Raw genomic sequence first — 26540 nt, forward strand, 5'->3', positions numbered from 1 at the left:
TGAACTACTTCTATTTTCTCTTTCTGTTTATATCCTTTTGGCAATAGTCCCTCCATCAGCATGTCATATGTATAGTCACATACATCACCTTGGCTTACAACCATTCCATCACGTAGTATTGCTACTTTGTTGGCAATTTCAAAGATTTCTGGAAAACGATGCGTAATATAAATCATCCCAATTCCTTTTTCTTGTAAACTTTTCATCAACACAAAAAGACTCTTAATTTCGTGTGTTGTTAATGTCGATGTTGGCTCATCTAGAATAAGAATCTCAGCTTCTCTTATTAATCCTCTAACGATTTCTACTAACTGTTGTTGCGCAATCGATAATGTTCCTCCTAGTTTATTAAGGTCAATATCCCATCCTAAGCTGCTAATCAATTGCTGAATCTGGACTTTTAGTTTCTTTTTCTTTTCTTTTAACCCGATACATATATTTTCTTCAATAGTCATATGCGGAAAAATGAGTGGTTCTTGCGGTATTAAATAAATACCTTTTCGGTGTGCTTCTGATGGATTTGAAAACTGTTGCTTCTTTCCTTTTACATACATCTCTCCATCATCATACGAATATAACCCCGTTAATATTTTCATTAATGTCGATTTCCCGGCGCCATTTCCACCAACTAAAGCGTATATATCACCATGCTCTACTTGTAAGTTCACTTCCTTTAGCACAAGTTGATTCGAAAACGCCTTACTCATTTTCTTCACTTGTAATAAGGGCACATTCTCCACATGATGTCACCTGCCTTTACCCAGAACATTTTTTGAGAAAATGATTATTTGTTCTACTTGTTTTGTAGCATTGTATATTCCTTTTTTTATATCTAGAACACTTTTTTCTACGTACTATTAATCGTTCCAACTGGAATAAACAAAATATATGGTACATATGTTTAAGCTGTGGTCAATTGTTGAAAGGGATGAAGAGTATGACTCAGCTGAACTTTGAAGAAAATTTATTAACTAAAGTAGCTTGGTACTATTATAAAGACCAATTAACACAACAGGAGATCGCGTCACTTCTTCATATTTCAAGAAATAAAGTCGTCCGGTTATTAGATAAGGCACGCAGTGAAGGTATCGTTACATTTCACGTAAAAGGAACCGGTTTGCATTGCTTGAGCATTGAACGTGACTTAATGAAAAAGTTCCACTTAAAAGATGCTTTCATTATCCCTACTCCAATAAACAATTATGCTACTTCTCTCGGAAAAGCCGCTGCACAATATTTAGAGACTCATCTCCAACAAGGGGATTTACTCGGCATCGGCTGGGGTGAAACGATAAGTAAAATGCTAGAAAACATTCATTTTGAAAGTTCTATCAACCTTTCAATCGTAACGCTAACAGGCGGGGTAAATCACTATCTCCCGAGAAAACAAAACTATTTACACTACATGCAAGGCGAACTTCACATTATCCCTACGCCGTTTCTAGCGTCTACAACCGAAATGGCACAAAGTATTCTATCAGAACCGAGTGTAAAAGATATGCTTCAAGTCGCTTCACTTGCTCATACGGCTGTTGTCGGTATTGGGGGATTATCTCAAGACGCTACAATTGTAAAAGAAGAAAAATTAACGCTACGTGAAATGACATATATTCGAAGTCAAAACGGGGCGGGCGATATTTTAGGACAGTTTTATAATACGAATGGTGAGTTATTAGAGCTCTCGCATCATAATCGTCTAATTGGCACACCACTTACGATTCTTCGCAACATGAAGCATGTCATTGGTGTGGCTGGAGGTACTCAAAAGATAGATGCCATTTATGGGGCTTTAAAAGGGAATTTTATTCATACATTAATTACTGATGAAGAAACTGCGCTCTCCTTATTAAGAAAGGAAGGTGATTCTTAATGTCTACTTTATTAGCTTTCGATGCTGGTACAGGAAGCATTCGAGCTGTTCTTTTTGATTTACATGGCAATCAAATTGCAGTAAGCCAAAAGGAATGGGTTCATAAAACTGATCCTCGTTACCCCGGTTCTATGAATTTTGATGTAAAAGAAAACTGGCAACTTGTACAACAGTGTACGAAAGAAGTTCTGCAAAAAAGTAATATACTTCCCTCTTCTATTCAAGCTATTGGCGCTACAAGTATGCGAGAAGGTTTTGTTTTATATGATAAACATGGGCAAGAAATATGGGCATGTGCAAATGTTGATGGCCGTGCATCCGTCGAAGTTAGTGAATTAAAAGAAATTCGGTCACATCTTGAAAAAGATTTATATGCAAAGTCTGGTCAAACTTTTTCATTAGGTGCTTTACCACGCCTACTCTGGATAAAAAAACATGAACCCGACGTCTATAATAATATTTACTCTTTTACAATGTTAAACGATTGGATTTTATATAAACTAAGCGGCGTACTGCAAATTGATCCCTCAAACGGATGCACGTCAGGTATTTTTGACTTACAAAATAGAGTGTGGGATAACGATGTCGCTAAGGAGTGCGGTCTATCTTTGCCATTTTCACCAACAGTAAATGAAGCTGGTACAGTAATTGGCAACGTTACAAAAGAGTGTGCAGCATTAACTGGATTACGTGAAGGGATTCCTGTCGTCGCCGGGGGGGGAGATGCTCAAATGGCATCGCTCGGAACAGGAATCGTGAAACCGAATCAAACGTTAATATGCGGGGGTAGCTTTTGGCAACAAGAAGTGAATGTTACTGAGCCAATAACAGATCCACATGCTGCGATTCGAGTAAATTGTCACGTCGTTCCGAACCTATGGCAATATGAAACAATCGCCTTTTTCCCAGGTCTCGTTATGCGCTGGTTTCGAGACGCTTTTTGCCAAGAAGAAAAGAAACTTGCTGATAAACTCGGTGTAGATGCTTATGAATTACTAGAAGAACAAGCGAAAGACGTACCTGTCGGTTCACATGGCATTATCCCTACTTTTTCAAACGTTATGAACTACATTTCTTGGCGTCATGCCGCACCTTCTTTTTTAAATTTAAGTTTAGACGCTGACAAATGCGGAAAAAAGGAAATGTTTCGTGCTATTGAAGAAAATGCAGCCTTCATTACACTTGGAAACTTAAAATTAATAAAAAATCTAACTGGCACATTCCCTTCTGAAGTTATTTTTGCTGGCGGTGCCGCTAAAGGAAAACTATGGCCACAAATTCTATCAGACGTACTCGGTATTCCTGTAAAAGTACCTGTTGTGAAAGAAGCAGCTGCTTTAGGAACTGCGATTGCTGCTGGAGTTGGTGCTGGCATATATTCATCTATGGAAGAAACTGCCGAAGAGTTTGTACAGTGGGAGCAAACATTCGAACCAGTTACTGAAAATCACGAACTATATAAAGAGTTCTATGAAACATGGAAAACTGTATATGACAGTCAGCTCGCTTTAGCTGATAAAGGGCTCACCTCACATATGTGGATTGCGCCTGGTGCACTGTAACACATTACATAAAGGAGTGAACTGTATGTTAAAAGCGAATGAAAATGACTTCTCCTATCGCTTCGGTGATAACGGGCCGAAATATTTAATACAAGGTCCAAATATTGATCTTGGCCTTGTTGTCATTCAACCGGGCCAGGAGTTTCAAAACCATTATCATACGACGTGCGAAGAGGTCTTTTATGCATTAGAAGGTGAAATAGATTTCTATGTGAATAATGAAAGAGTTCCAATTAAACAAGGTGATGTCCTGCAAGTTCGTCCTCATGAATCTCACTATCTTATTAACCATTCTGACAAACCTTTTAAAGCTGTTTTTATTAAGTCACCACATTTACCAAATAAAGATACGGTACAAACGGAAAATCCAACATTAACGAAGGAGTGATTTGGAATGACTTGGGGATTTAAAAATCGATTAAATACAATTTTACCTGATGGTAGAGCGGTTATGTTAGCAATAGATCACGGTTATTTCTTAGGACCAATTCACGGACTAGAACAACCACTTGAAACAGTAAAAAACTTACTTCCTTATACAGACTCCCTCTTTTTAACGCGCGGTGTACTTAGCTCCTGCATTCCTGAAAACTGCAGCACACCGATGGTTATGCGTGTATCTGGCGGCGCTACTGTCGTCGGTAAAGATTTAGCGAATGAAACAATTGTTACACCTGTGAAAGAAGCAGTGAAGCAAAACGCAATTGGCGTTGGCGTTTCTGTTTTTGTCGGATCAGTCTATGAAACACAAACTGTTTCGAATCTCGCAAATGTAGTCTCTGAAGCTCACGATTACGGCCTACCTGTACTCGGCATTACCGCAGTCGCAAAAGAATTACAAAAACGTGAAGCTCGCTTTCTAGCACTTGCTTCCCGCGTATGTGTTGAAATGGGTGCTGATATTATTAAAACGTATTACTGCGAAGGATTCGAAAAAATAACGAGCACATGCCCTGCCCCAGTCGTCATCGCGGGCGGCCCAAAACTAGATTCAATTGAAGACGCATTAAACATTACGTACAATGCGCTGCAAGAAGGCGCAATTGGAGTAGACATGGGCCGAAACATATGGCAATCCGAGCATCCAGCTGCGATGATTCAAGCAATACATGGCATTGTAAAAAATGGATTGAATGTGAAAGAGGCACTTGAACTTTATGATGATGTGAAGAATTAAAGTAAAAAAGACAGACTATTTATTAGTCTGTCTTTTTTACTTTACAGTGAAACTTTCTTAATCCGTCTTCTAATATGGTACATACTTAAATTCTATACACCTTCAAATGATTACTCTTGATGATTACTATTAAGCTTTGAAACGTTGATAAGCCGATTTCGATGATTTCACATAATAAACCGCATGATCCACATTAATAATATGATCTGGTTTTGGTTTACCACGGCCCGCTCTATGTCCAGCTAAGTGTTCTTCACTTGTTTCCCAGTTTTTCCATGCTTCTTCAGATTCCCAGCGAATCATAACGACTACTTCTTCGTCTCCTCGTCTTACTTTTTTCACAAGAACGCTCAAGTCGATAAAGCCTTCAAATTTTTCAATTATACCTTCTCCAGTAAAACGTTCTACAACTATATTTGATGTACCTTCTTTTACTGTAAATGTTTTCGTTTCGATAAACATATATCCCACTCCCTCTTTGTAATACGAATACTAGTATTCTTCTATTATAATTGATTATGATAATTATTTTCAATTGTAAAGTTTTAATTTTTTGAATTATGCTGATTTCTTTTCTATCGCCTCATCTAAAAATTTGAAATATGGAAGTAACATTCCTATTAAAGAGGTGACACATATAATTGCACCGATAATTACATATAGCGCTCTTACTCCCCACATTTCACTCAATATTCCCCCTACTAACACACCTAATGGCATAGCGGATCGTATGAAAAATAAACGCACTGAAAATACTTGTCCTATCATATTATTTGGGACGATTTGTTGGCATATTGTTGTGTTATGAACATTGAAAAATGCAATACAAATCCCTGCTATTACTTCAATTAGTATTGCAATGATAATACTATGATTGAACCCTAGCGAAATGTATGTGAGTCCCCCTATAAACAATCCCCCAAGCATAAGTATACGCCGGCTTTTATATGTTACTTTTCCGACTAATACTGAGCCAATTACGTAGCCAAGTGGAAAACCTGCCATAAAATAGCCGTACTCTGCATATCCCGCTAACAGCTCGTCTTTTATATAAGGAAGATTTGTGACCATCGTTACCCCTACTCCAAACTGCACGAAAGTAAGAAATATACCGAGCCAAACGATGATTGGTTTTGTAAAAAAATATGTAAAACCTTGAAGAAATTGTTCTAGCCACGTTTTTCGTATATCTGTTGTAGTTCTCTTTTCTTTTATATAAAGTAAGAAAGCACCACTAACAAATAGACAAATACATACGAAAGATAATGTAAGTTCTGTTCCAATGAAATGAATGACTACTCCGCCCAATACTGGCGCAAGAAACATCATGAGACGAGTCATTCCATCAATATACGCATTTGCGTCTTGAAGTTGTCCTTGACTTACAATGCTCGGTGTAATTGCTTGACTTGCAGGTGTATAAAGAGGTGTAATAAGTCCCACTACAATTTGAACAACATAAATGTGCCAAACTTCTATACTACCTGTAACTAGCATCACCAAAGGTAATAAGAATACGGACGCCCGTATCCATTGTGAAAAAATCATAATCCACTTCCGGCTCCATTTATCAATAAATGGACCACTTATTAATTGCAGTATGAGTGATGGGATGAAATATAATAGCCACATACTACTTAAAGCCATTTCCGATCCTGTTAACTCATATACTAGAATTGAATTACATAACGTTCCGAAAGCCCCTCCTAATTCAGAGATTGCACTACCAATCCACATAAAAAAGAACGAACGATTTTTCAATATATTTTTCAATTTCACACACCAACTTTTCTTTTATATTCCTCCCTTTATGTACATTCTCGTTGTTAATTATCTATTCAAAAACATATCTAATTCTTTCGCTAAAGACTGTACTGCTTTCTTTCTTAATACATATTTTCCGTCATGTATATCAACTAACTTCGCTGCACGTAACAATTTCAAATGATGGTGTACAGTCGATTTACCGAGTTGCAATCTTTCCGTTATTTCCTGTAATGTACGTTCTTTTTCAAACAACATTTTTACAATTCGCAATCTCGCTTCATCTCCAAGAGCCTTATGTTTTTGAACTAAAAAATAATTCGGTTCATACGGATCTTCAGGATGAATACTTTCATTCGCAACTGGATAATGAAATACTTTCGTATCATCAATATCTGCTTCAATATTCCACGGTCTGTACGTCATTTGCGGAATAAGAAGTACGTGATGAACACTTGGCTCTGGCATATAGTTCACTCCGCCAGTCGCCCACTCGACAAACTCTTCCGGCTTCATCTTTTTATTCATTTCATTTTTCGCTTCATAATCTCGTTTTAATATAGAAAGTATTTGTTCTTCCTCTCTTTTAATAACACTCTCATACCAACCTGTCATAACAGCGATTAAATGCGATTTCAGCACTTGTACATCTACATTACATATAAAGCTAATATAAGTAGAAAAAAACTGATGATTATCTGTTAGTTCCTTTAGTTCGTGTATTGCACATACAACTCCCGTTGCAGCTAAACGTCTTTTCTCTTCATACTTCTCTCCTAAATACGGTAAACATATAAATTTCAAATCTTCTTCTGAAAATGAATCAATTTTAAAATTAAACTGCGATAAATCTTGAAAATCCTCTTCATACAATAACTGGAGTAATGCTTTCCACGTATTATGTTCTTCTACAAAATGTAAGTGTTCTCTCATTTCTTCTGTTAATGCTTTCTTAATTTCTTCCCATTCATTTTGACTCTTTTCAAGAGTATCAATTAACCTTTTATGAGTAATCGCTGCAATGCCAAGTGCACATTCGAAAAGTATCGAATATTTCACCTGAACGTTGTATGTTTCCCTTTTTCTGCTCGTTATGTGATAGACCTCCATTTTTATCCCCTCCTTGTTTGCTATATAACATATTCTATTTTTATCGAATTTTACCTTCCATATTTTTAGAACCGTTTTGCAAATTTAAAAAAACTTTAATCAATGAGCAAACAGAAAAAGGTTTATACTCTTTTCATTCTGACTCAATGAAAGCCTTGATTATTAAATATCATATTAAAAATGAGATTTTTTAATGGCTCAATTATACGTTGTATTTCACTCTCTTGTTCAACTATAGAGAAGGTTTATTGAAGAGAAAAGCGAACGCTTCAAGTACATGATGCCTTACAATCTTCATTAACCGCCCTTCAAGAAGCAGAACTAGATCAACTAAGTCCTTCTCTACCAGTTTGGCAACAATATATGAATATCCTTTTGCATGATGCTTATCATACAGGACAAATTATACAGCTTCGGAAACTTCAAGGTTCATGGCCAACTCACCGTTCTTATTTATAAAGTGAAATTTTAATCATCTCTTACCAATCGGGATTTTGCGGGCAGCCCATCCCCACTTCACTTCTTTGCTTTCCCTGAATTTTGAGGTAAAAGTCTTACTGCCCGTTAATCCGGGATAAACGATGTTTAAAATCGCATACGTTTAATATCCAACAAAACAATTGAAAACAACTAATTGTTCGATAATTACTGCGATTGCTCAAAATAAAGCAAATTAAAATACGTGAATCCCAAACATCATTTACCCTCTTCATAACTTCTGATCATAATCCAAATTTGGAAGAATAGAGGCTTTTTTATATACAAATAATAAGCCTCAAGGAGTTGTTGACATGTATTTCATATTGAATATGTTAGGGATTTTCGTTGTCATATTAATCGTTTTCTTATGTTCGCCTAATAAAAAACATATAAAATGGAGACCAATTGTAATTCTCATCCTATTGGAGCTTTTTATTACATGGTTTATGTTAGGCACAAAGCTCGGCAGTATTATCATTAATAAAATTGCGTCATTTTTCAGTTGGCTACTAGCATGTGCGAATGAAGGTATTCGATTTGCATTTCCTTCAGCTATGGAAAGCCAGCACATTGATTTCTTCTTTAGTGCGTTACTTCCTATCATTTTTGTTATTACTTTTTTCGATATTCTATCTTATTTCGGAATCTTAACTTGGATTATTGATAAAGTAGGTGCAGTTATTTCAAAGATTTCTCGTTTACCAAAGTTAGAAAGTTTCTTTTCGATTCAAATGATGTTTTTAGGAAACACCGAAGCACTTGCGGTTGTTCGTGATCAATTATCTGTGTTAAAAGAAAATCGATTATTAACTTTTGGAATTATGAGTATGAGTAGCGTTAGCGGATCCATTCTTGGCGCTTATTTATCAATGGTGCCAGCAACATATATTTTCAGCGCAATCCCATTAAACTGTATTAACGCATTAATTTTAGCCAATGTATTAAATCCTGTGGAAGTTTCGAAAGAAGAAGACGTTGTTTACACACCTTCAAAACATGAAAAAAAGGATTTCTTTTCTACTATTTCAAACAGTATGTTAGTTGGGATGAATATGGTTATCGTTATTTTAGCTATGGTAATTGGTTATGTAGCTTTAACAGCATGTTTAAATGGGATTTTAGGATTTTTTGTAACAGGGTTAACAATTCAAAAAATCTTCTCCATTATCTTTAGTCCTTTTGCATTTTTACTCGGTTTATCAGGCAGTGATGCTATGTATGTAGCTGAATTAATGGGGATCAAAATAACGACGAATGAATTTGTTGCAATGATGGATTTAAAATCAAACTTAAAGTCGCTACAACCGCATACGGTTGCGGTTGCAACGACATTTCTAGCTTCTTTTGCTAACTTTAGTACAGTAGGTATGATTTACGGAACTTACAATTCATTATTTGGCGGAGAAAAATCATCAGTCATCGGTAAAAATGTTTGGAAGCTTCTTGTTAGCGGGATGGCTGTTTCTTTATTAAGTGCTATGCTCGTTGGGCTATTTGTATGGTAAATAATTTTTATAATAAAAGACACCCAAGCCAATTGAGTGTCTTTTATTATTATTTTCGAATTTGCCCATTTCCACGAATCACATATTTTGTAGAAGTTAATGCTGGAAGCCCCATTGGTCCTCTTACGTGTAACTTTTGTGTACTGATACCAATTTCCGCTCCGAATCCAAATTCGGATCCATCTGTAAAACGAGTCGATGCATTATGATAAAGTGCCGCGGCATCTACAGAAGTAAAAAACTTGCTGACGTTTTCCTCGTTTTCAGTAATAATCGCTTCAGAATGCATAGATCCATACGTATTTATATGATGAATCGCTTCTTCAACAGTGGAAACCACTTTCACTGCTAGTGTGAGAGATAAAAACTCAGTTTCCCAGTCTTCTTCTGTCGCAAGTAAGATAGAAGGATCAATCGCCACTGCTTTATTATCACCACGTAGCTCCACTCCTCTTTCCTTCAATGAAGAAAACAACTCGCTACCATATTGCTCTGCCCAATTCTCATGAAGTACAATTGTCTCAATTGCATTACATACAGATGGACGCTGTGTTTTTGCGTTTATAATAATATTAAACGCCATTTGTTTATCTGCTGTTTCATCAATGAATATATGACAATTTCCCGCACCTGTTTCAAGTACTGGAACAGACGCTTCTCTCACTACTGTATCAATTAATTGTTTACCGCCTCTTGGTATAAGAACATCCAAGTACTCGTTCAATGTAAACAACTGTTTTGCACTATCTCTCGTTGTATCTTCTATGAGCTGTACACTTTCTGAAGGCAAGCTAGTCTGCTTAAGCGCCCGGTGAATAACGCTAACGATGGCTTTGTTAGAATGAATAGCAGAAGAACTACCACGTAGTATTACTGCGTTTCCTGTTTTTAAACAAATTGTAGCAGCATCAACAGTTACATTCGGTCTTGCCTCATAAATCATTCCGACAACACCAAGTGGTACGCGCATCTCCTGAATAGATAGTCCATTTGGTCGTTCCCATGCACTTACACATTCTCCTACAGGATCACGTAATTCAATTAACTGCTTAATACCCTCTGTCATATCAACAATTCGCTGTTCATTCAGCAAAAGGCGATCAAGGATTGAATGAGAAAATCCTTTCTCCTTACCTTCTTCAATATCCCGTTTGTTTTCTTCTAAAATATAAGCTGTTTCTACTATCAGCTGATTAGCAATTGCAGCAAGTGCTTCATTTTTTTGATCTGTAGTTTTAAGCACAAGTTCTCTAGCAACCTCTTTTGCTTTTATCCCCTTTGCCAACACTTCATTCATTTTTATTTCCTCCTTTTTAAAGTGAAACCCAATGATCCCTATGGATGACTTCATAACTATGTCTCTCGCCTCTTACTTGAATATCTTGGCTTTGCATACCTTTTACATCTCTTAGTTCCTCTGCACTATATGTGCATTGTCCTTTTCCTATTACGCGCCCTTGTTGCGTTACAACCTCTACAACTTCACCCACTTGGAAAAATCCTGATACATTCGTAACACCAGCTGGAAGTAAACTCTTCCCATGCTGAATGATGGCAGTAGCTGCCCCAGCATCTACTTCAATTTGTCCGCTAACAAGCGAATGCAAGGCAATCCATTGCTTGTTCATCTTCATTTCTTTTTGAGGAGCATTACCAACATACGTTCCATCACCCTTACCCTTCAAAACATCTACAAACTTTTCCTGTCCACGTCCTGTTCCGATAAATACACTCACACCAAGAGAGAGTGCTGTCTTTGCAGCATCGATTTTTGATTTCATACCGCCAGTCCCAAGTTTTGAGCCTGCATCTCCTGCAAGAGAAGAAATTTCTTCCGTAACTTCAGGAAGAAAATAATATTTTTTTGCATCCGCATTTTTCTGAGGATTTTTGTCATATAACCCGTTCACATCCGTAAAGATCATAAGCATATCCGCCGAAACAAGCCCGCTTACTAAAGCTGACAGCATATCATTATCACCGAACGTTAGCTCCTCTAAAGAGATGGAATCATTTTCATTAATAATTGGAAGAGCGGAACGGTTTAATAATTCTCCTAACGTAGCGTAAGCATTACTATATTGTTCTTTTCTAGAAAAATCACTTCTCGTCAGCAAAAGTTGCGCAGTAACGATGCCATATTTACGGAATTCCTCCGTGTACGCCTGCATTAACAAACTTTGTCCGACAGCTGCTGCAGCCTGTTTCCCTTTAATCGTTACAGGTCTGCTAGGATATCCTAGCGCTGAAAAACCTGCAGCGACGGCTCCAGATGTAATTAACACAACCTCGTGCCCATCTTCTTTCAACCGAGCCAATGCGGCAACGTGATCTGAAAGCTGTTCTGTAGAGATGCCTCCATGACTATCTGCCAAGGAACTACTCCCAATCTTTACAACAATTCGTTGTTTTTTCACTTTTTTATCCCCCAAGTCTAAAATCAAAGTTTTTTTATAAATTACACTTCATTCACTTTGTAACTATATCTATTCTCATCAATGCTGCACTGAAGTATTTAAGAGCAAAATAAAAATGACCGCTTCGCCCTTAATAAAATAAAAAGGACGAAACGGTCATTGTTCCGCGGTACCACCTTAATTGATATACATAGATATCCACTTGGTGCCTATAACGCAGGCGAACGCCTAAACTTTCATTTAAGACTCAGGGATAGGTTCGATATATTCTATACGAGGAATCTTTCAGCCGGTGAATTCCACTCTCTTTCGCAAGAAGACATATGTACTAATTCCCTTCAACGATTTTCAATCTAATTTTTTTATATTATGCGATATAGTTCGATTCGGTGTCAAGAGGTATTTTTAAAAATAAATAGAGCCACAAGTTATTTGTATGAAATTATCGCCCTACTGAATGAAAATACAAAATGATATAAGTTTAACTCATATTCATAAACATAAAACCTTACATTATAGTGTATATATTTACATAATGTCGAATATAATTAATTTTTGTCTTTTAGTGTTGCAAAAAGGAATATATTCTCTTAGAATGTTTCTTTATATTGCACAGGGATGTTATTCTTATTCTAAGAAAATAATATCAAACCGATATAATTGATTATAAAAGGAGCAAGATTGAGTTATTATGGATAAACAAATTGGATTCATCGGTTGCGGAAATATGGGAATGGCTATGATTGGCGGAATGATAAACAAAAATATAGTGTCTTCAAATCAAATTATTTGTTCAGATTTAAACACTGCTAATTTAAAAAATGCTAGTGAAAAATATGGGCTAACTACAACTACCGACAACAATAAAGTAGCTAAAAATGCTGATATTTTAATTTTATCAATCAAACCAGACCTATATTCATCAATAATTAATGAAATAAAAGAAGTAATCAAAAACGATGCTATCATCGTTACGATCGCTGCTGGAAAAAGTATTGAAAGTACTGAAAATGCCTTTAATAAAAAAGTAAAGGTTGTAAGAGTAATGCCTAATACTCCTGCTCTTGTTGGAGAAGGAATGTCTGCATTATGCCCTAATGAAATGGTTACAGAAAAAGATTTAGAAGATGTACTAAACATTTTCAATAGTTTTGGTCAAACAGAGATCGTAAGTGAAAAATTAATGGATGTTGTCACATCCGTAAGTGGTTCTTCACCAGCTTATGTATATATGATTATAGAAGCGATGGCAGATGCTGCTGTACTAGATGGTATGCCAAGAAATCAAGCATATAAATTCGCTGCTCAAGCTGTGTTAGGCTCTGCAAAAATGGTACTAGAAACAGGAATACATCCAGGTGAATTGAAAGATATGGTTTGTTCTCCTGGCGGAACGACAATAGAAGCTGTAGCGACATTAGAGGAAAAAGGATTACGAACAGCGATTATTTCAGCTATGCAGCGTTGTACGCAAAAGTCTGTTGAACTATCTGGTCAAACTAAAAAATAAAACTATAAAAGAGATTACGTTAGCTATGAATTCATATACTTTTAATTAAAAATTCACTACATGATAAACGGCCAAACTCATATAAAATTGAGCTTGGCCGTTCTACTTTTTAATTATATTAAAATAATTTTATTTGACTCTTCTTTAAAGGTTCTGTTTTATCCCTTACCTATTCCCTACTATGATTGTGTAATTTTATTAGAAACTAATAATTTTTCAATGCATTTCGGTAACATATCTAATAGTGTTTCAAATGCGTAGTTTACATCTAGACGTTCTGTCCATTGATGTGCATCTTTTCCTACCGGTCCCATATTTAATACTGGAACATCAAACTCTTCTAATTCCTGAAGCGGAATTGAATAGCCTTTATCCCATAATGGCATATTGTCTACAAGCGAACTCATTGAATCCAGTGGATACTGCAAGCCTACATAGCTTAAATCTGAAATCCCCCCAAAATAATTTTGGTTTTCAAATGTAATTTTATGATTGTAATGTGCATACTTTTCCATTTCTACAACTACCTCTTTTATTAAAGGATTGTTGCGTGAACTCACAGCTGGATAGTACGGCGGAGCGAAGAAAAGTACAATCATCGGTGCCTTTTCTTTACATAAAATCGCTAATTTATCTACTAAATCAATCGTTACCGCACGATCATCTTTATCTCCTCTATTTTTTATAATATTAGATTGAATATGATCTATTTTTTCTCGTCCATGTTGCTCAATTGCATATGTGATAAGCTCTTCATAAGTTAATACATTTACTTTGAGATTAGGTGGTATAAATGGATTATATTTAGAAAAACGATATGCATGTTTTTCATACGACTCTTCTATTTTCTCTGCTACTTTCGTTACTTTTTGACGTAACAATGAAACTACATCTGTCATTGATTTTTCTAATAAAAACAAATTAAATAATGTAACTGCACGATGCGGAATTTGTACAGAATAATCCTCCTTCAAGTCCCTTTGAAGTAAGTTAGTTGGCGGAGGACTCGCTTCCCCTTCTACAATATCACAAAGGTCTGTGTTTAACTCTAATTCTGCTGTTATTAATGAAGCCATATAACTCCCATTTAAGCCTGCAAAAGGTTCACCTACATGTGTCTCTTTTCCATAGCAAAGAAAACCAGGTAACACTTTACCAATAGAGCCAGTGTAAATATACTTATTTTGGTCACCAGGATGTCTTGAAAACATAGGCTCTGAGTTTAAGACCGTTTTATAATCTAAATTATGCTCTCTTGCTAAATCTAATAGTCTCGGAACAGCGGCCCTCATCCCTACAGAATTCACTTCTTCATCTGGTACAGCCAATAAAAGAACATTCCCATCGAATCTTCCTTCACATGCTTGTTCAATCATTGCCATTTGTAATGCTAGACCGCATTTCATATCCATTGTTCCTCTACCAAACAGCCATTCCCCATGTTCTATATCTTCACGCACATGGTCTGGAAGTTCATCTTTATGAGAATAAAACATGGATGTTAACTTTTTAGGATTAAATGCATCTTCTTTCCACACTCCGTAATCTTGTACATCTACAACATCAAAGTGACTTACTAGAATTACAGTATTTTTTGTACTATCTTTTTTCTTTACTAGTGCTGTAACAAAATATCGTCCGTCCCCTGTCGGATTTTTTTGTAAATGATGCGGGTTTTCTTTGAAATACTGTAATTCAGATAATTGTTCCACAACAAAGTCTGGCAATATTACTTCAGCTTCTGAACCGGTAATACTAGGAATTTCAACAAGACTGCTTAATAATTGAATCAATTGTTCTTTTGATTGCCACTTTGACATATAAATCCCCCTATTTTTCCGCATTATGAAAACTAATTCCAGTATATGAATAAAAAATGACGACAGCTATCAAAATTATAGTTCTGATGTACTGCCGATTTTTATTGATATTTCATGAGCTGCTTGTTTTACCTTGCTAATAAGAAAAGATAGTCGATCATCATTAATACGATGACTAATTAACCCAACACTTAATGCTCCTACTACTTTATGATTAAATCCGATAATAGGTGCAGCTACTGAAGCTGTCCCTTCTGTTTTTTCACCATAACTGACAGCATATCCTTCATTTTTTATTTGCTTTATTTGATTAAGAAGAATTTGCTTTTGTTCTGGTAATGAAGGAAGTAAATACTCTACAATATGTTCCATTTCATTCGTTTTCATATTGGCAAGCATCGTTTTATTTGCAGCACCAATTGAAAGTGGAATTTGTTCTCCTAGATTATCAATAACTCGAATTTTTAAAGGACTATCAATTCTTTCAATGATAATAGAATGTGTTCCGTTTGGAATATTCAAATAGACACTTTCTTCCACTTCAGCAGCCAAACGTTTCATCACTTCTCTTGCAACAGATCTATAGTCTACCTTCTCCAATTGACGCAACCCTATTTCCATCCACATTGGTCCAATTTTGTACTGTTTTGTCTCTGGTATTTGTGTAACTAACCCATGCTCCATTAGAGAGTTAAGTAACCTATGTACTGTACTAACCGGGAGATGTGTTCCATCAGCTATATCAGAAATAGCCCAATACTCTTTTTCATTTGTAGAATTCAATAATTTAATAATACTTATCGCTCGATCAATGGACTGTACCATAACTCGCCTCAACTTTACTCGTAATATGTTAGTACGCTTAATTAACTATCAATTTAGCAAACATTCGAAATGAAATCAATCTATTTATTTAATTTTCTAACAATAAAAATATATCACTAACAACGAATTGAAAACGCAAACAAAAAAATATTGACTTTTCTTTTTAATCATCTGAAAATTATAACAAGATTTCACATCACGGAATACATTCCATAATACGGAAAAACATCAAACTTTATTCTATCAACTACGAAAGTGAGGAAAACAATGGCGCAAGTAAACAATACAAACAATGAATTAAAACGTACGATGAAAAGTAGACACTTATTCATGATTGCACTCGGTGGTGTGATTGGAACGGGGTTATTTAACGGATCTGGCTTTATTATAAGTCAAGCTGGACCTGGTGGATCCGTACTTGCCTTTATGGCCGGTGGATTATTAATGTATTTCGTTATGCTATGTCTTGGTGAACTCGCTGTAGCCATGCCTGTTTCGGGTTCTTTCCAGGAATATGCCACTAAATTCATCAATCCTGCAACTGGCTTTACAATCGGATGGTTGTATTGGTTAAGCTGGGCGAATACGACCGGTCTTGAATTTACAACTGCCGGTATTACAATGCAGCGCTGGTTTCCTGATATTCCTGTTTGGGTTTGGTGTTTAATATTTGGCGTTACAATCTTTACTATTAACGCATTATCTGCTCGTAGTTATGCAGAAACAGAATTTTGGTTTTCAAGTATAAAAGTATCTGCCATTATAGCTTTTATAATTCTTGGTGGCGCCGCTATGTTCGGCTTTATTGATTTAAAAGGCGACGAACCAGCTCCACTCCTTTCAAATTTCGTAAATCATGGTGGTTTATTTCCGAATGGACTTGCAGCTATTCTATTAACAATGGTTACAGTCAATTATTCCTTCCAAGGTACAGAGCTTGTCGGAATCGCAGCAGGTGAAAGCGAAGATCCAGCAAAAACTTTACCTCGTTCTATTAGAAATATTATATGGCGCACAATGTTTTTCTTCGTCTTAGCAATCTTTGTTCTTGTTGCTTTAATTCCTTGGGAAGAAGCAGGACTCACAAAGAGCCCATTCGTTGCTGTTTTTGATAATATCGGTATTCCATATGCAGCTGATATTATGAACTTTGTTATTCTTACTGCTGTTCTTTCTGTTGCAAACTCAGGACTATACGCTGCTACTCGCATGCTTTGGTCTTTATCAAAAAACGAAATGGCTCCAGCATTTTTAAAGAAATTATCATCACGTGGGATTCCTCTCAACGCTTTAATCATGACAATAGCTATTTCTGCTTTTTCTCTTTTAACAAGCGTCGTAGCTGCTGAAACGGTTTACTTATGGTTAATTTCCATTTCTGGAGTCATAACAATTATTGTTTGGATGTCAATTTGTGTTTCTCAATTCTTTTTCCGCAAACACTATTTAGCTGAAGGTGGAAAATTAGACGATTTGAAGTTCAGAACTCCACTCTATCCCCTTGTACCAATTCTTGGTTTTGGATTGTATGGCATTATATTAGTAAGTCTTATCTTTATCCCAGATCAAAGACTAGGCATTTATTGTACTGTACCATTTATCATCTTTTGCTATACTTACTATCACTTTAAAGTTAAGAAAAGAATTGCAACTAACACTCAAAGTGAAACTAAAATTAGCGAAACTTCTTAATATTGTACGATACAAAAAAGACAACACGTGGCGTTTCACTTCATGTGTTGTCTTTTTTTATTATTTAAATATGAGTTCACCTGAATTTAATGGATTTTTCTCTTCTCCTACAAAAGTAGTAAAATTTTCATTTGAACTTGCTACCTCAGTTGGATTTATCGTATTTCAATTTCGATATAATAATAAATAGGTATATCAGATATAGCTGTACATTATTAGAATTACATTCATTACTCAACTGGTAGTTATCAAGAAAGAAAGGAATGATCATAATGATACAGAACATATACGAAACTCATTTACATGTAAGAAATTTAGAAAAAGCGATAAATTTCTATCAAAACAAGCTAGGATTAACGTTAGCAAGAAAACTCTCCAAAAGAAGAGTGGCTTTCTTTTGGGTCGGAGAAAATAAAAAACAAATGCTTGGACTATGGGAAGTAAATAATATCGAAGACTTTGAGCTGAGACATTTTGCTTTTGGTGTAAATTTAGAGTTTTTAATGACTTCTAAAGCGTGGTTAGAAGAGCGTGGAATAGAAGTGATAGGAAGTCAAGGAAAAGGAAATCAAGAGCCAATTGTCCAAAGGTGGATGCCCGCTGCAAGTGTATACTTTCTAGATTGTGATAGAAATAAATTAGAATTCATTTCTATGTTACATGACAATCCAGATGAATTAGAATATGCATCCTATTTAAGTGTATGGAATGCGGAACACCAAGAAAAATGAATGAAATTTCCGTCCAAGTCTTTTCTAATTTTTTAGATATACTGTTGTACGATCCCCCTTTTGCTATTAATTTTCGTCGGATTTATGAACAGTTATCGTAATGGAAAATTCATGATAACTCCAATTGTTAACATAATGCATTTATTGTCATCTTGTATTTGTACTTACGTACTAGCAATTCCTAATCTGCTTCCATTACAATTTGAAACATTTAATTTTTCTTCTTATCTGGCATCTAATCTTTAAACAAAAACTCCCCTTAAATCGAAAATGATTAAGGGGAATTTTATATACGATGCAATTATAGTTCAGATTTCACCCGAACAGAAACATTATTTTTAATTATATTTTTGACATCTTTAAAGCTAACAAAATTGTTACTTTTCTCATCCCAAAGACGGAAACGGAGTGAACGCAAGCTTGTAGCAAGCGTAATTGTTGGTACATTTTTTAAAGGAAGGGTATTGTTGTGTGCCTCTTCTAGTTTATAGTTAGGTACTCTTGGACTTAAATGGTGAACATGATGAAATCCAATATTACCCGTTAGAAATTGCAAAATTTTTGGAAGTTTATAAAAAGAACTTCCCTCCACTGCCGCTTTCACATATTCCCATTCTTTATCTTCTTCAAAATAAGAATCCTCGAATGTGTGCTGTACGTAAAACAGCCAAATCCCTATTGAACCTGCTATTAAAAATATAGAACCATGTACTAAAAGAAACGATTGCCATCCAATTGCCCAGCAAAGCATTCCTACAATAGCAACGATTAAAATATTCGTTAAATAAGTGTTCATACGTTCTTTTTTTCTAGCACCTTTTCGGTTAAATCTATTTTTAAGCAAGAAAACATAAATCGGGCCTAACCCAAACATAACGAATGGATTGCGATATAAACGATATGCTAAACGGAGTCTAAATGGTGCTGCTACATATTCATCTACTGTAAGCGTCCAAATATCCCCTGTACCCCTCTTATCCAAATTACCACTCGTAGCGTGGTGAATAGAATGCTCATGCCCCCACTGATCAAATGGGAATAATGTTAAAACGCCCATACACGTTCCAACTATTCTATTTGCACGTCGACTTTTAAAGAATGAATAATGGGTACAATCATGAAAAATAATGAAAATCCTTGTCATAAATCCAGCGGCTAACAGTGCTGGAACTAATGTTAACCAATAAGAAACTGACAAACTTTTATAAGCAAGGTACCATAAAATAATAAATGGCACGATTGTGTTGATCAGTTGCCAAACACTTTTTTTAATCGTTGATTTTTCAAAAGGAGCAACTTGTTTTTTTAAATTTTTAGTATTTTCTAAGGTCATTGTTCTAATTCCTTTCCTTTTTGTTGCTAATTCATATTATAGCACACTATTAGTATCAGGTGTTAAAAGTAGCTATAATAAATATTTTATACTATGAAAATCTCTTTTTTCTTACTCATTACTTACAAATTTCTTACGTCCAAAATAGCTTCTATAATTGGACAGACGGAGCATTTTATGTATCAAAGAAACTTCATATTTTTCCAATAAGTACATAAAAAACAGCGAGTTTTTTCACAAGAAGAAAAAAGCTGCAATCAGTCAGTTTCACCGACTTATCGCAGCTTCTCTTCTTTTCACCTTATTTTATCGATGAAGCCAAACTGCACCTGCAGACTTGTCTTCAGCTTGGCCTACCACTTCAAACTTCAGTCCTAGCTTCGGTAACTTACGTCCTGCATCAGGAATAACGCTGTTGATGTATTGCTTAGAATCATCAAATTTTGCCACTCCTGGTAATCCTTTATAATCAAAGATACCGCGTGTTGGTGAATTTACTTTCCATGCTGGTGTTTGATCAAATGAGAATGCCGCATCGGCAATTTGATAACGCGTACTGCTCTTCACAGTAGGTTGTCCGTTTAATGTCCCTACAATTGCCTCTGGATGAGAATCTACTACTCCTAAGAACCCTTCACCTGGATGAACGCCTACCCAGTTATCTGTAAAGCTTTGATCCGCATACCATACAACCATTCCTGTATTAAATACTGGGCCACGTGCATATTGTAACGCAGTGTCAGAACCAGCGTAATTTCTCCACTCTACATAGTAATTATGTTTTTTCTGTTCAAATCCGTTAGACACAGTAAAGCCTTTTAACGTCATTGCAGGCTGACCTTCTGCATCATCAGAGAAAACAACTTTTCCATCTACAGTTAAGGCTGCATTATCTAACGCAAATCCTTTATAAGCTACTGCAATATCTGTTAAGTACTCAAATTGCAGTTTTACTTTTTTTCCTTTGAATTGGCTTAAATCGTATGATTTATCAACCCACTTACCATCAGTTGTATCCGCGCCGCCTTTTATATCTTTTTCGCCCATTCTATCAATGCGTGTCTTCGTTCCATCTTCTGCAATCGCATATACGTCAAGGAAATCATACTTCGCTTCAAGTTCGTAAAATGCCTTATAATCGAACTTAGCATCCTTTGCATTTGTTAAGTCAAATACTGGTGTCTCAAGTGTTGTATGAATGTCATTTCCTTTTGTACTGTAATAGAACTTCTTACCAAACGCTGATTCGATATTTTTTATATCTTTGTCCGGCAAGTTAACACGAACAATTCCAGGTCGTTTAGATTTTGTAGTACTTTGATCTACATATGTTGCAACACCGATTCCTTTGCTAAGTTTGTCATAATCTACTTCAAGAATATTCGCCCAGTTCCCCTTCATATTCTTTTGGAAAAACTCTTTATTTTGTGGCGAGAAACTCGTTGGCTCTGTTCCTGCAATTTTTCCAGCCCAGCTACCACCACTCATAATAGACCATGACTCAACAGGTTCACCTTGTCCTGAGTACTTTGTATCATATTCATCTGGTAAGCCTAAATCATGGCCATACTCATGTGCAAACACACCAACTGCTCCGTCTTCAGGCTCGATTGTATAATCATATGCAGCCATCTTTCCGCCCCAGTTCGAAACAGAAGATTTCGTGCCATCAATTGCATATGGTTTTGAACCTAGTTTTGAACGATGTGACCAAATCGCATCATCTTTCAATTTACCGCCGCCAGCTTCTTGACCAACGCCAGCATGTACAACCATTAAATGATCAATAATGCCATCTGGCTCATTTTTATTTCCATCACCATCTTGATCGTATTGATCAAATTGGTCATAGTCTGCTAAATTGATTCCTTTTGCTACCGCTGCTTTTAATGCTTCTTTCACAAAATCTTTTGGTCCTAAAGGCCCCTTGTTATCATGCCCAGTACCCGCATCAGCACCATAATCTGATGCTTTTCCTGGAACAGTAAGCCATTCTGTTACAGTCCCATCAACTGTATAGCTACCACCAGATTGTTCTTCATAATATTGCTTAAATGTGTTAATTTTCGATCCATCAAATAAAGTAAATGGTTCATCACCAAATAACATTTTTTGATAATGTTCACGATTAAAGTCCTTAGAATACATGTATCCTGGCTCTTGATCAATATTGTTATGCTTAAAATCGCTAAATTCTACAAGTAAAACAAGTACTTTATCTTTTCGAACAGCTCCATTGTATTCTTCTTGCTTCGCTGATGTAGTAGGTACTTTTCCATTTAATTTCCCAGGGTTCAATGCTGCACCTTGTCCAGCTACTGGGCCTACTTCAGGCTGCTGCGCCTGTTCATTTTCCCTCATTTTTGCATCTTTTACTTTTTTCATAAAGTCAGAGGCTTCTTGCGTAAGACTATCTCCTGTTAAGATTTCTTTCCCAGGGTTTTCCCCTTTCTTTTTCTCAACATATTTTTCGACAGCCTTTGAAGTCTCAGCTTGTGATGCAGATTGATCAATTACCCCCCGTTGTTTTAGCGCTTCAGCCAAACGCTCCTCCGGTATTAAGTGCTCATCTATTGGTAGAGATGATGTTGATGTCTCAGCATACGCTGCGTGACCTCCAAAAGCAAACGTACTACTTAGTACTGCTGCTGTTGTTAATACCGCTAATGGTTTTAATTTCTTTTTCTTTTTCAATGTATTTCCTCCCCAGTGTCTGCAAATTATCGTTTTTTGCCGATAACAACATAATATTCGTTATAATACGAATATTCAATCTTTTTCAACAAATAAAATGTTGAGAAATATTTTTTTATGCAGGGTGAAATACATAAGATATAAAAACAAACAGACTCTCCTATAAATAACAGTGAACTTTTATATGTTCTTAGTTACAATCAAAATCCAGTAAATCTGGGATTCATACTTTTTTAATAAAAATAAGAATTAAATATTTTCTATACTATTTAATCTATGGATTACCATATTACTCACTATTCTCATTATTACAAGCTAATAGTGGTTCGTACATCATTATAGCGTGATTCTCTGTTACATATTGATCTTCTATTAACTGTTTCTGTTGATTATATACTTTACGTTGAATCACATTATGTCGTATATAACCGCCCCAGTATGCAGGTTGAATTGAGTGTTCTTTCTCATACACTTCATATTGATAAAGTTGCGGATAGACTGTTCTCCATTCACCAACTAAATGTTCATCTGTCATATAAAGGTGAAGTTGATACAGTTGGTCCGTTTCATTTTTAATTTGTAAATCCAAATAGTTATAGGAACAAGTCGCCCCACTCCCAAACGGTTGAGTGCGCCTAGAGTCAGGAAAGACATCAAAGCTATGACGATATCGTTCTGTTACTGTCAGTGGTGTATGTAAAGTCATCCAATATATTAAATTCGAAAGCTGACAAAGACCTCCTCCAATACCTGTTTGAAAAGATCCGTAATGTAATACCATACCTTCTACATACCCTTTTTTCCTCGTTGGCTTACCTATTAAACGCCAGTAAGAAAATGTTTCTCCCGGTCTAATGACGATACCATTTAGTTTTTTAACAGCAATTTTCAAATTAACAACCTTATTCTGTTGATACCACATATCTACATCTTTGAGCTTACGAAGTAATATCGTTCGGTGCTGAATTGCTGTACAAGGTAGCTTTTCTTGTTGGAACCTTTTTGCATATGTTTTTCCATCTGCCAACCACTGAATGTACCTCTTTGTAGAGTAATACCACTTCCCTAGCATAATGCGATACTTAGACCGCTGTTTAGGACGTAAGTGCACTATATTCATTTTATTCCCTCTCTCTTTCTTCAAGTAAATTCTAATATATTTCTAATTCAATAAACTACAGTTTTCTTAGCTGCATAATAATTTCCACAAAAAAATAATAAATTTACTCTAGTGGAGATTTTATTTTGATGATTGCTTTATAATTATATAAAACTGAGCTTCAATACAATAAATTGAAATAAACATATTATAAATATAACGGATAACCTTAAATAAAAAATAATGAACATTAAAGAAATTCTAAAGTATTAATATATTTTTCGTAAATATTAATTGATAACACATTAGACTTTACTATATGTATAACTTCTTATTCTACAAAATGAAATTTTTTAATGTAAGAAAAAAATATAATTTCCCTTTAACATTTATACAAGTCTCATATAAAAAAATTACAAAACAATTCGAGCCCTTATATTTAGAATAAACACAAAAAATTGCCACCAGTTAGCTTAACTGGTTGGCAATTTTTTAACGAGAATGCTTTACAAATAGTTGAATTGCTTCTTCTGGTACATAGTACTTTCCATTACTCTCTACAATAATACTTCTTAATTCATACCCTTTACCATTGATACGAATTATATTTTTGTTACCAAATAATTGTGCTTCTACTTTATTATGTTTTACTACGAGTAACGGGTTTGCTCCTTCGGTTTTGTCGGCTGTTACAGTTGCACCGATTTTCTTAAAGGCTTGTTCACTCTCTAAAAATATTTTATTCGTTACTTCTTCTAAGTTAAAGCCCATCGCTTTCGCCATCGTCTTCGCAATGTCTGTATTTTGGATTAAGCCTTCTGGTTTTTGAGGTCCATAAGAATGTAAGAATACATCCTCACCTGTATGTCCTCCTGTCGTAAAGCCGATATTTGCACGATTAGCCAATAATGTAGTAAAAATTCGTCCTACATCCATTTTCTTTTTTGCCACTTTTAATTGTTCTTTTTCATCATGAGTTAGATTATCCAAACCGTATAGTTTAGCTACATCTTCTACATTTGATAAATCAGATTTCAGTTTATTTATAGTTCCTTCAAGTGTCATTTTCGCCTTTTTCAATGGATCAATGTATACAGAAACCGGTGTAGTATTGTATCCTTTTGTCGTATTCCTATTCCCTATAGAGATGCCGCTGTTACCATGATCAGTTAAAGCGATGAGCATCGTATCCCCATCTTTCTTCGCAAATTGTAACGCCTTTGCTACCGCTTCATCAAATGCTAATACATCACTAATCATCCCAATTGGATCATTAGCATGAGCTGCCCAATCAGGCTTACTACCTTCTACGAATAAAAAGAAGCCATCTTTATCTTTTGATAATGTTTGAATTGCTTTTTCTGTCATTTGAGAAAGTGTTGGTTGTTCTGGATTTGTTGCTATACGATCCATATCAAACGCAAGAGCATGATGTGAGAAAGAGCCCCAAATTTTATTAGATTTGGAGTTCAATAACGCATCTTTCGTTTCAACGAAATCGTATCCTTTGTCTTGAATCACCTTTACTAAATTTTCACCATCTTTTCGGATTCCATTACTTTTCATAGGTAACAGCGCCGCTTTTCCCCCGCCTAATACGACATCTATATTTTGATATACTTGCTGCTTCGCAATTACGTCAAAATGTTTGCGATTGACATGGTGAGCAGAGAATCCGGCCGGAGTAGCATGCTGAATTTCAGATGTAGCAACAATGCCAGTTGCACGACCAGTACATTTTGCGCCTTCTAATACGTTTGCGACCGGCCGTAACTTTTCTTCTTCTTTTATTGGCTGTAAGCTAGGCGAACTTACAATAGAAGGTAATATACCTACATATCCTGAATTCGATTTATTTCCAGTTGCTAAAGCTGTTGCTGCTGGCGCTGAGTCTGTAATAGCTGATTCCGCCGAAAACGTACGAACACCTCCTGTTACAATTTGATCTAACGTAAGCGGTGCCCCTTTATACCAGCGAGCCAATGTTGTCGCCGTTGAACTCGTTCCGTCCATAACCATCATAATTATATTTTTAGGCTGGTGTTCTACTTTTTTCACCTTAGCTTTGGCCGCATGATAATTCATCATACTTTCCGTACTTAATATGCTTACTATTATAGCTCCCACTAATAGTAACTTTTTCATCTTCACACCATAATTCAACATGATTGTTCCTCCATAAACTTTGCATTCATTTCAATACACCTTATTTCCTTTTCCATACCAAAACCTACATATGTTTTATTAGTTCCCAATTCTCATAAAGCTAACAATAGTTACTTTCTCTTTCTTTAATTAAATATCGATATGTATCATTTATCTTATAAAAAAGATTTAACATCCTTTTCATTAATTACTTGTTTAACAATAAATCCTCGATTAAAAGAAATAAAAATTTATTGTTAAACAATAAATTTCATGTTAAATTAATAAGATATTAAATAAATGAGGTGCTTTTTATGAAACAAGGATCCACACTCTTTTTAAAGACCGTTGTAATTCTAATCGGAATCCCCGTTCTTGCTATGTGCATTTTTTTAGTCCCTAAAATAGGAAATTTTGCCGCAGAATTATATCCAGATATTGCATATATTAAATATCTTGTATTTATCAATTTATACGCAACAGCACTACCTTATTACTTCGCACTGTACCAAACATTTAAGCTTTTAAACTATATTGATAAAAATAACGCATTCTCAGAGCTATCTGTTCAAGCTTTAAAAAATATTAAGTACAGCGCATTGGCAATTAGTGTATTATATGTATTAGGTATGCCACTTTTTTATCTCGTGGCAGAGAGAGATGATGCCCCTGGCATTATTATTATCGGAATGATTATGATTTTTTCTTCAATGGTAATCGCGGTCTTTGCTGCCGTTCTCCAAAGACTATTAAAAGATGCTATAGATATAAAATCAGAAAATGATTTAACGGTCTGAGGTGAATAA

At 35.5% G+C, this 26540-nt stretch carries 21 protein-coding genes, 1 pseudogene and 1 other annotated feature; of the genes and pseudogenes, 10 read left to right on the forward strand and 12 right to left on the reverse strand.

The window, feature by feature from the left end; all coding sequences use genetic code 11:
* Positions 1-740, reverse strand: a 740-nt coding sequence (locus tag HMPREF2590_RS01060) for an ATP-binding cassette domain-containing protein (RefSeq protein WP_070861273.1), incomplete at its 3' end; no start/stop codon positions are given.
* A gap of 179 nt (positions 741-919) precedes the next feature.
* Here HMPREF2590_RS01060 and HMPREF2590_RS01065 point away from each other — a divergent pair.
* The 4 genes from HMPREF2590_RS01065 to lsrF are packed head-to-tail and all read left to right on the forward strand — an operon-like array spanning position 920 to position 4609.
* Positions 920-1870, forward strand: a complete 951-nt coding sequence (locus HMPREF2590_RS01065) for a sugar-binding transcriptional regulator (RefSeq protein WP_141520247.1) — start codon at positions 920-922, stop codon at positions 1868-1870.
* Positions 1870-3432 (forward strand): autoinducer-2 kinase, encoded by a 1563-nt coding sequence (lsrK, locus tag HMPREF2590_RS01070; protein WP_050821913.1) that lies wholly within the window; start codon positions 1870-1872, stop codon positions 3430-3432. Before HMPREF2590_RS01065 ends, lsrK begins: the two co-directional genes overlap by 1 nt.
* Positions 3433-3457: 25 nt before the next feature.
* Positions 3458-3820 (forward strand): cupin domain-containing protein, encoded by a 363-nt coding sequence (locus HMPREF2590_RS01075; protein WP_000909986.1) that lies wholly within the window; start codon positions 3458-3460, stop codon positions 3818-3820.
* Between the two features lie 6 nt (positions 3821-3826).
* Positions 3827-4609, forward strand: coding sequence for a 3-hydroxy-5-phosphonooxypentane-2,4-dione thiolase (lsrF, locus tag HMPREF2590_RS01080; protein WP_050821914.1), 783 nt, complete (start codon positions 3827-3829; stop codon positions 4607-4609).
* Positions 4610-4738: 129 nt separating this feature from the next.
* On the opposite strand, the gene hmoA is transcribed toward lsrF, so the two are convergent.
* The 3 genes from hmoA to HMPREF2590_RS01095 form a co-directional block, all read right to left on the reverse strand.
* Positions 4739-5071, reverse strand: coding sequence for a heme-degrading monooxygenase HmoA (gene hmoA / locus HMPREF2590_RS01085; RefSeq protein WP_000469499.1), 333 nt, complete (start codon positions 5069-5071; stop codon positions 4739-4741).
* 96 nt (positions 5072-5167) lie between these two features.
* Complete coding sequence (locus HMPREF2590_RS01090) at positions 5168-6388, reverse strand: MFS transporter (protein ID WP_076774946.1); 1221 nt, start codon at positions 6386-6388, stop codon at positions 5168-5170.
* A gap of 51 nt (positions 6389-6439) precedes the next feature.
* The gene (locus HMPREF2590_RS01095) at positions 6440-7483 is read right to left on the reverse strand and encodes an ArsR/SmtB family transcription factor (protein ID WP_050821915.1); all 1044 of its coding nucleotides are present in this window, start codon (positions 7481-7483) and stop codon (positions 6440-6442) included.
* A 258-nt stretch (positions 7484-7741) separates the two neighbouring features.
* Here HMPREF2590_RS01095 and HMPREF2590_RS01100 point away from each other — a divergent pair.
* Positions 7742-7942 (forward strand): annotated as a pseudogene (locus tag HMPREF2590_RS01100) (DinB family protein); the annotation flags it as partial.
* Positions 7943-8274: 332 nt separating this feature from the next.
* Positions 8275-9468 carry a NupC/NupG family nucleoside CNT transporter gene (locus tag HMPREF2590_RS01105; protein ID WP_000273603.1) on the forward strand — a complete coding sequence of 398 codons (1194 nt, stop codon included), beginning with the start codon at positions 8275-8277 and terminating at the stop codon, positions 9466-9468.
* A 49-nt stretch (positions 9469-9517) separates the two neighbouring features.
* Here HMPREF2590_RS01105 and HMPREF2590_RS01110 read toward each other — a convergent pair whose 3' ends face one another.
* Together HMPREF2590_RS01110 and proB are read right to left on the reverse strand one after the other, a co-directional pair.
* Complete coding sequence (locus tag HMPREF2590_RS01110; protein WP_050821916.1) at positions 9518-10765, reverse strand: glutamate-5-semialdehyde dehydrogenase; 1248 nt, start codon at positions 10763-10765, stop codon at positions 9518-9520.
* 16 nt (positions 10766-10781) lie between these two features.
* The gene (proB, locus tag HMPREF2590_RS01115) at positions 10782-11885 is read right to left on the reverse strand and encodes a glutamate 5-kinase (RefSeq protein WP_000744736.1); all 1104 of its coding nucleotides are present in this window, start codon (positions 11883-11885) and stop codon (positions 10782-10784) included.
* 140 nt (positions 11886-12025) lie between these two features.
* Positions 12026-12236 (reverse strand) — a binding site (T-box leader).
* 340 nt (positions 12237-12576) lie between these two features.
* Between proB and proC the strand changes: the two genes are divergently transcribed.
* Positions 12577-13395, forward strand: coding sequence for a pyrroline-5-carboxylate reductase (gene proC, locus HMPREF2590_RS01120; RefSeq protein WP_000360729.1), 819 nt, complete (start codon positions 12577-12579; stop codon positions 13393-13395).
* Positions 13396-13574: 179 nt separating this feature from the next.
* Here proC and HMPREF2590_RS01125 read toward each other — a convergent pair whose 3' ends face one another.
* A complete protein-coding gene (locus tag HMPREF2590_RS01125; protein WP_139883962.1) occupies positions 13575-15239 on the reverse strand; it encodes a M20/M25/M40 family metallo-hydrolase in 1665 nt (554 codons plus the stop codon).
* A gap of 51 nt (positions 15240-15290) precedes the next feature.
* Positions 15291-16040 (reverse strand): IclR family transcriptional regulator, encoded by a 750-nt coding sequence (locus tag HMPREF2590_RS01130; protein WP_000250745.1) that lies wholly within the window; start codon positions 16038-16040, stop codon positions 15291-15293.
* A gap of 267 nt (positions 16041-16307) precedes the next feature.
* On the opposite strand from HMPREF2590_RS01130, the gene HMPREF2590_RS01135 reads away from it, so the two are divergent.
* Together HMPREF2590_RS01135 and HMPREF2590_RS01140 are read left to right on the forward strand one after the other, a co-directional pair.
* Complete coding sequence (locus HMPREF2590_RS01135) at positions 16308-17732, forward strand: amino acid permease (RefSeq protein WP_000079967.1); 1425 nt, start codon at positions 16308-16310, stop codon at positions 17730-17732.
* A gap of 272 nt (positions 17733-18004) precedes the next feature.
* The gene (locus tag HMPREF2590_RS01140; protein ID WP_000615639.1) at positions 18005-18463 is read left to right on the forward strand and encodes a VOC family protein; all 459 of its coding nucleotides are present in this window, start codon (positions 18005-18007) and stop codon (positions 18461-18463) included.
* 301 nt (positions 18464-18764) lie between these two features.
* Here the strand turns inward: HMPREF2590_RS01140 and desA are convergent, their stop codons facing one another.
* The 4 genes from desA to HMPREF2590_RS01160 all read right to left on the reverse strand — a co-directional run bounded on the left by desA (position 18765) and on the right by HMPREF2590_RS01160 (position 25755).
* On the reverse strand, positions 18765-19796 hold the full coding sequence (gene desA / locus HMPREF2590_RS01145) for a Delta(5) desaturase DesA (RefSeq protein WP_000171499.1): 1032 nt from the start codon (positions 19794-19796) through the stop codon (positions 18765-18767).
* Positions 19797-20102: 306 nt separating this feature from the next.
* Positions 20103-22490, reverse strand: coding sequence for an immune inhibitor A domain-containing protein (locus HMPREF2590_RS01150; protein WP_050821917.1), 2388 nt, complete (start codon positions 22488-22490; stop codon positions 20103-20105).
* 289 nt (positions 22491-22779) lie between these two features.
* The gene (locus HMPREF2590_RS01155) at positions 22780-23610 is read right to left on the reverse strand and encodes a VanW family protein (protein WP_009327106.1); all 831 of its coding nucleotides are present in this window, start codon (positions 23608-23610) and stop codon (positions 22780-22782) included.
* 471 nt (positions 23611-24081) lie between these two features.
* A complete protein-coding gene (locus HMPREF2590_RS01160) occupies positions 24082-25755 on the reverse strand; it encodes an alkaline phosphatase (protein ID WP_050821918.1) in 1674 nt (557 codons plus the stop codon).
* Between the two features lie 293 nt (positions 25756-26048).
* Between HMPREF2590_RS01160 and HMPREF2590_RS01165 the strand changes: the two genes are divergently transcribed.
* Positions 26049-26531: a DUF2975 domain-containing protein gene (locus HMPREF2590_RS01165; RefSeq protein WP_000809124.1), complete on the forward strand. Its 483-nt coding sequence runs from the start codon at positions 26049-26051 to the stop codon at positions 26529-26531.
* Positions 26532-26540 lie beyond the last annotated feature (9 nt).

Source organism: Bacillus sp. HMSC036E02, assembly GCF_001836235.1.
GTDB classification, from domain to species: Bacteria; Bacillota; Bacilli; order Bacillales; family Bacillaceae_G; genus Bacillus_A; species Bacillus_A cereus.

What these genes read in the sequence shown, in the direction of transcription:
- lsrK (WP_050821913.1), top strand. Translation starts at nt 1,870, where the DNA reads ATGTCTACTTTATTAGCTTTCGATGCTGGTACAGGAAGCATTCGAGCT.
- HMPREF2590_RS01075 (WP_000909986.1), top strand. Translation starts at nt 3,458, where the DNA reads ATGTTAAAAGCGAATGAAAATGACTTCTCCTATCGCTTCGGTGATAAC.
- lsrF (WP_050821914.1), top strand. Translation starts at nt 3,827, where the DNA reads ATGACTTGGGGATTTAAAAATCGATTAAATACAATTTTACCTGATGGT.
- hmoA (WP_000469499.1), bottom strand. Translation starts at nt 5,071, where the DNA reads ATGTTTATCGAAACGAAAACATTTACAGTAAAAGAAGGTACATCAAAT.
- HMPREF2590_RS01095 (WP_050821915.1), bottom strand. Translation starts at nt 7,483, where the DNA reads ATGGAGGTCTATCACATAACGAGCAGAAAAAGGGAAACATACAACGTT.
- HMPREF2590_RS01105 (WP_000273603.1), top strand. Translation starts at nt 8,275, where the DNA reads ATGTATTTCATATTGAATATGTTAGGGATTTTCGTTGTCATATTAATC.
- HMPREF2590_RS01110 (WP_050821916.1), bottom strand. Translation starts at nt 10,765, where the DNA reads ATGAATGAAGTGTTGGCAAAGGGGATAAAAGCAAAAGAGGTTGCTAGA.
- proC (WP_000360729.1), top strand. Translation starts at nt 12,577, where the DNA reads ATGGATAAACAAATTGGATTCATCGGTTGCGGAAATATGGGAATGGCT.
- HMPREF2590_RS01125 (WP_139883962.1), bottom strand. Translation starts at nt 15,239, where the DNA reads ATGCGGAAAAATAGGGGGATTTATATGTCAAAGTGGCAATCAAAAGAA.
- HMPREF2590_RS01130 (WP_000250745.1), bottom strand. Translation starts at nt 16,040, where the DNA reads ATGGTACAGTCCATTGATCGAGCGATAAGTATTATTAAATTATTGAAT.
- HMPREF2590_RS01135 (WP_000079967.1), top strand. Translation starts at nt 16,308, where the DNA reads ATGGCGCAAGTAAACAATACAAACAATGAATTAAAACGTACGATGAAA.
- HMPREF2590_RS01140 (WP_000615639.1), top strand. Translation starts at nt 18,005, where the DNA reads ATGATACAGAACATATACGAAACTCATTTACATGTAAGAAATTTAGAA.
- desA (WP_000171499.1), bottom strand. Translation starts at nt 19,796, where the DNA reads ATGACCTTAGAAAATACTAAAAATTTAAAAAAACAAGTTGCTCCTTTT.
- HMPREF2590_RS01155 (WP_009327106.1), bottom strand. Translation starts at nt 23,610, where the DNA reads ATGAATATAGTGCACTTACGTCCTAAACAGCGGTCTAAGTATCGCATT.
- HMPREF2590_RS01160 (WP_050821918.1), bottom strand. Translation starts at nt 25,755, where the DNA reads ATGTTGAATTATGGTGTGAAGATGAAAAAGTTACTATTAGTGGGAGCT.
- HMPREF2590_RS01165 (WP_000809124.1), top strand. Translation starts at nt 26,049, where the DNA reads ATGAAACAAGGATCCACACTCTTTTTAAAGACCGTTGTAATTCTAATC.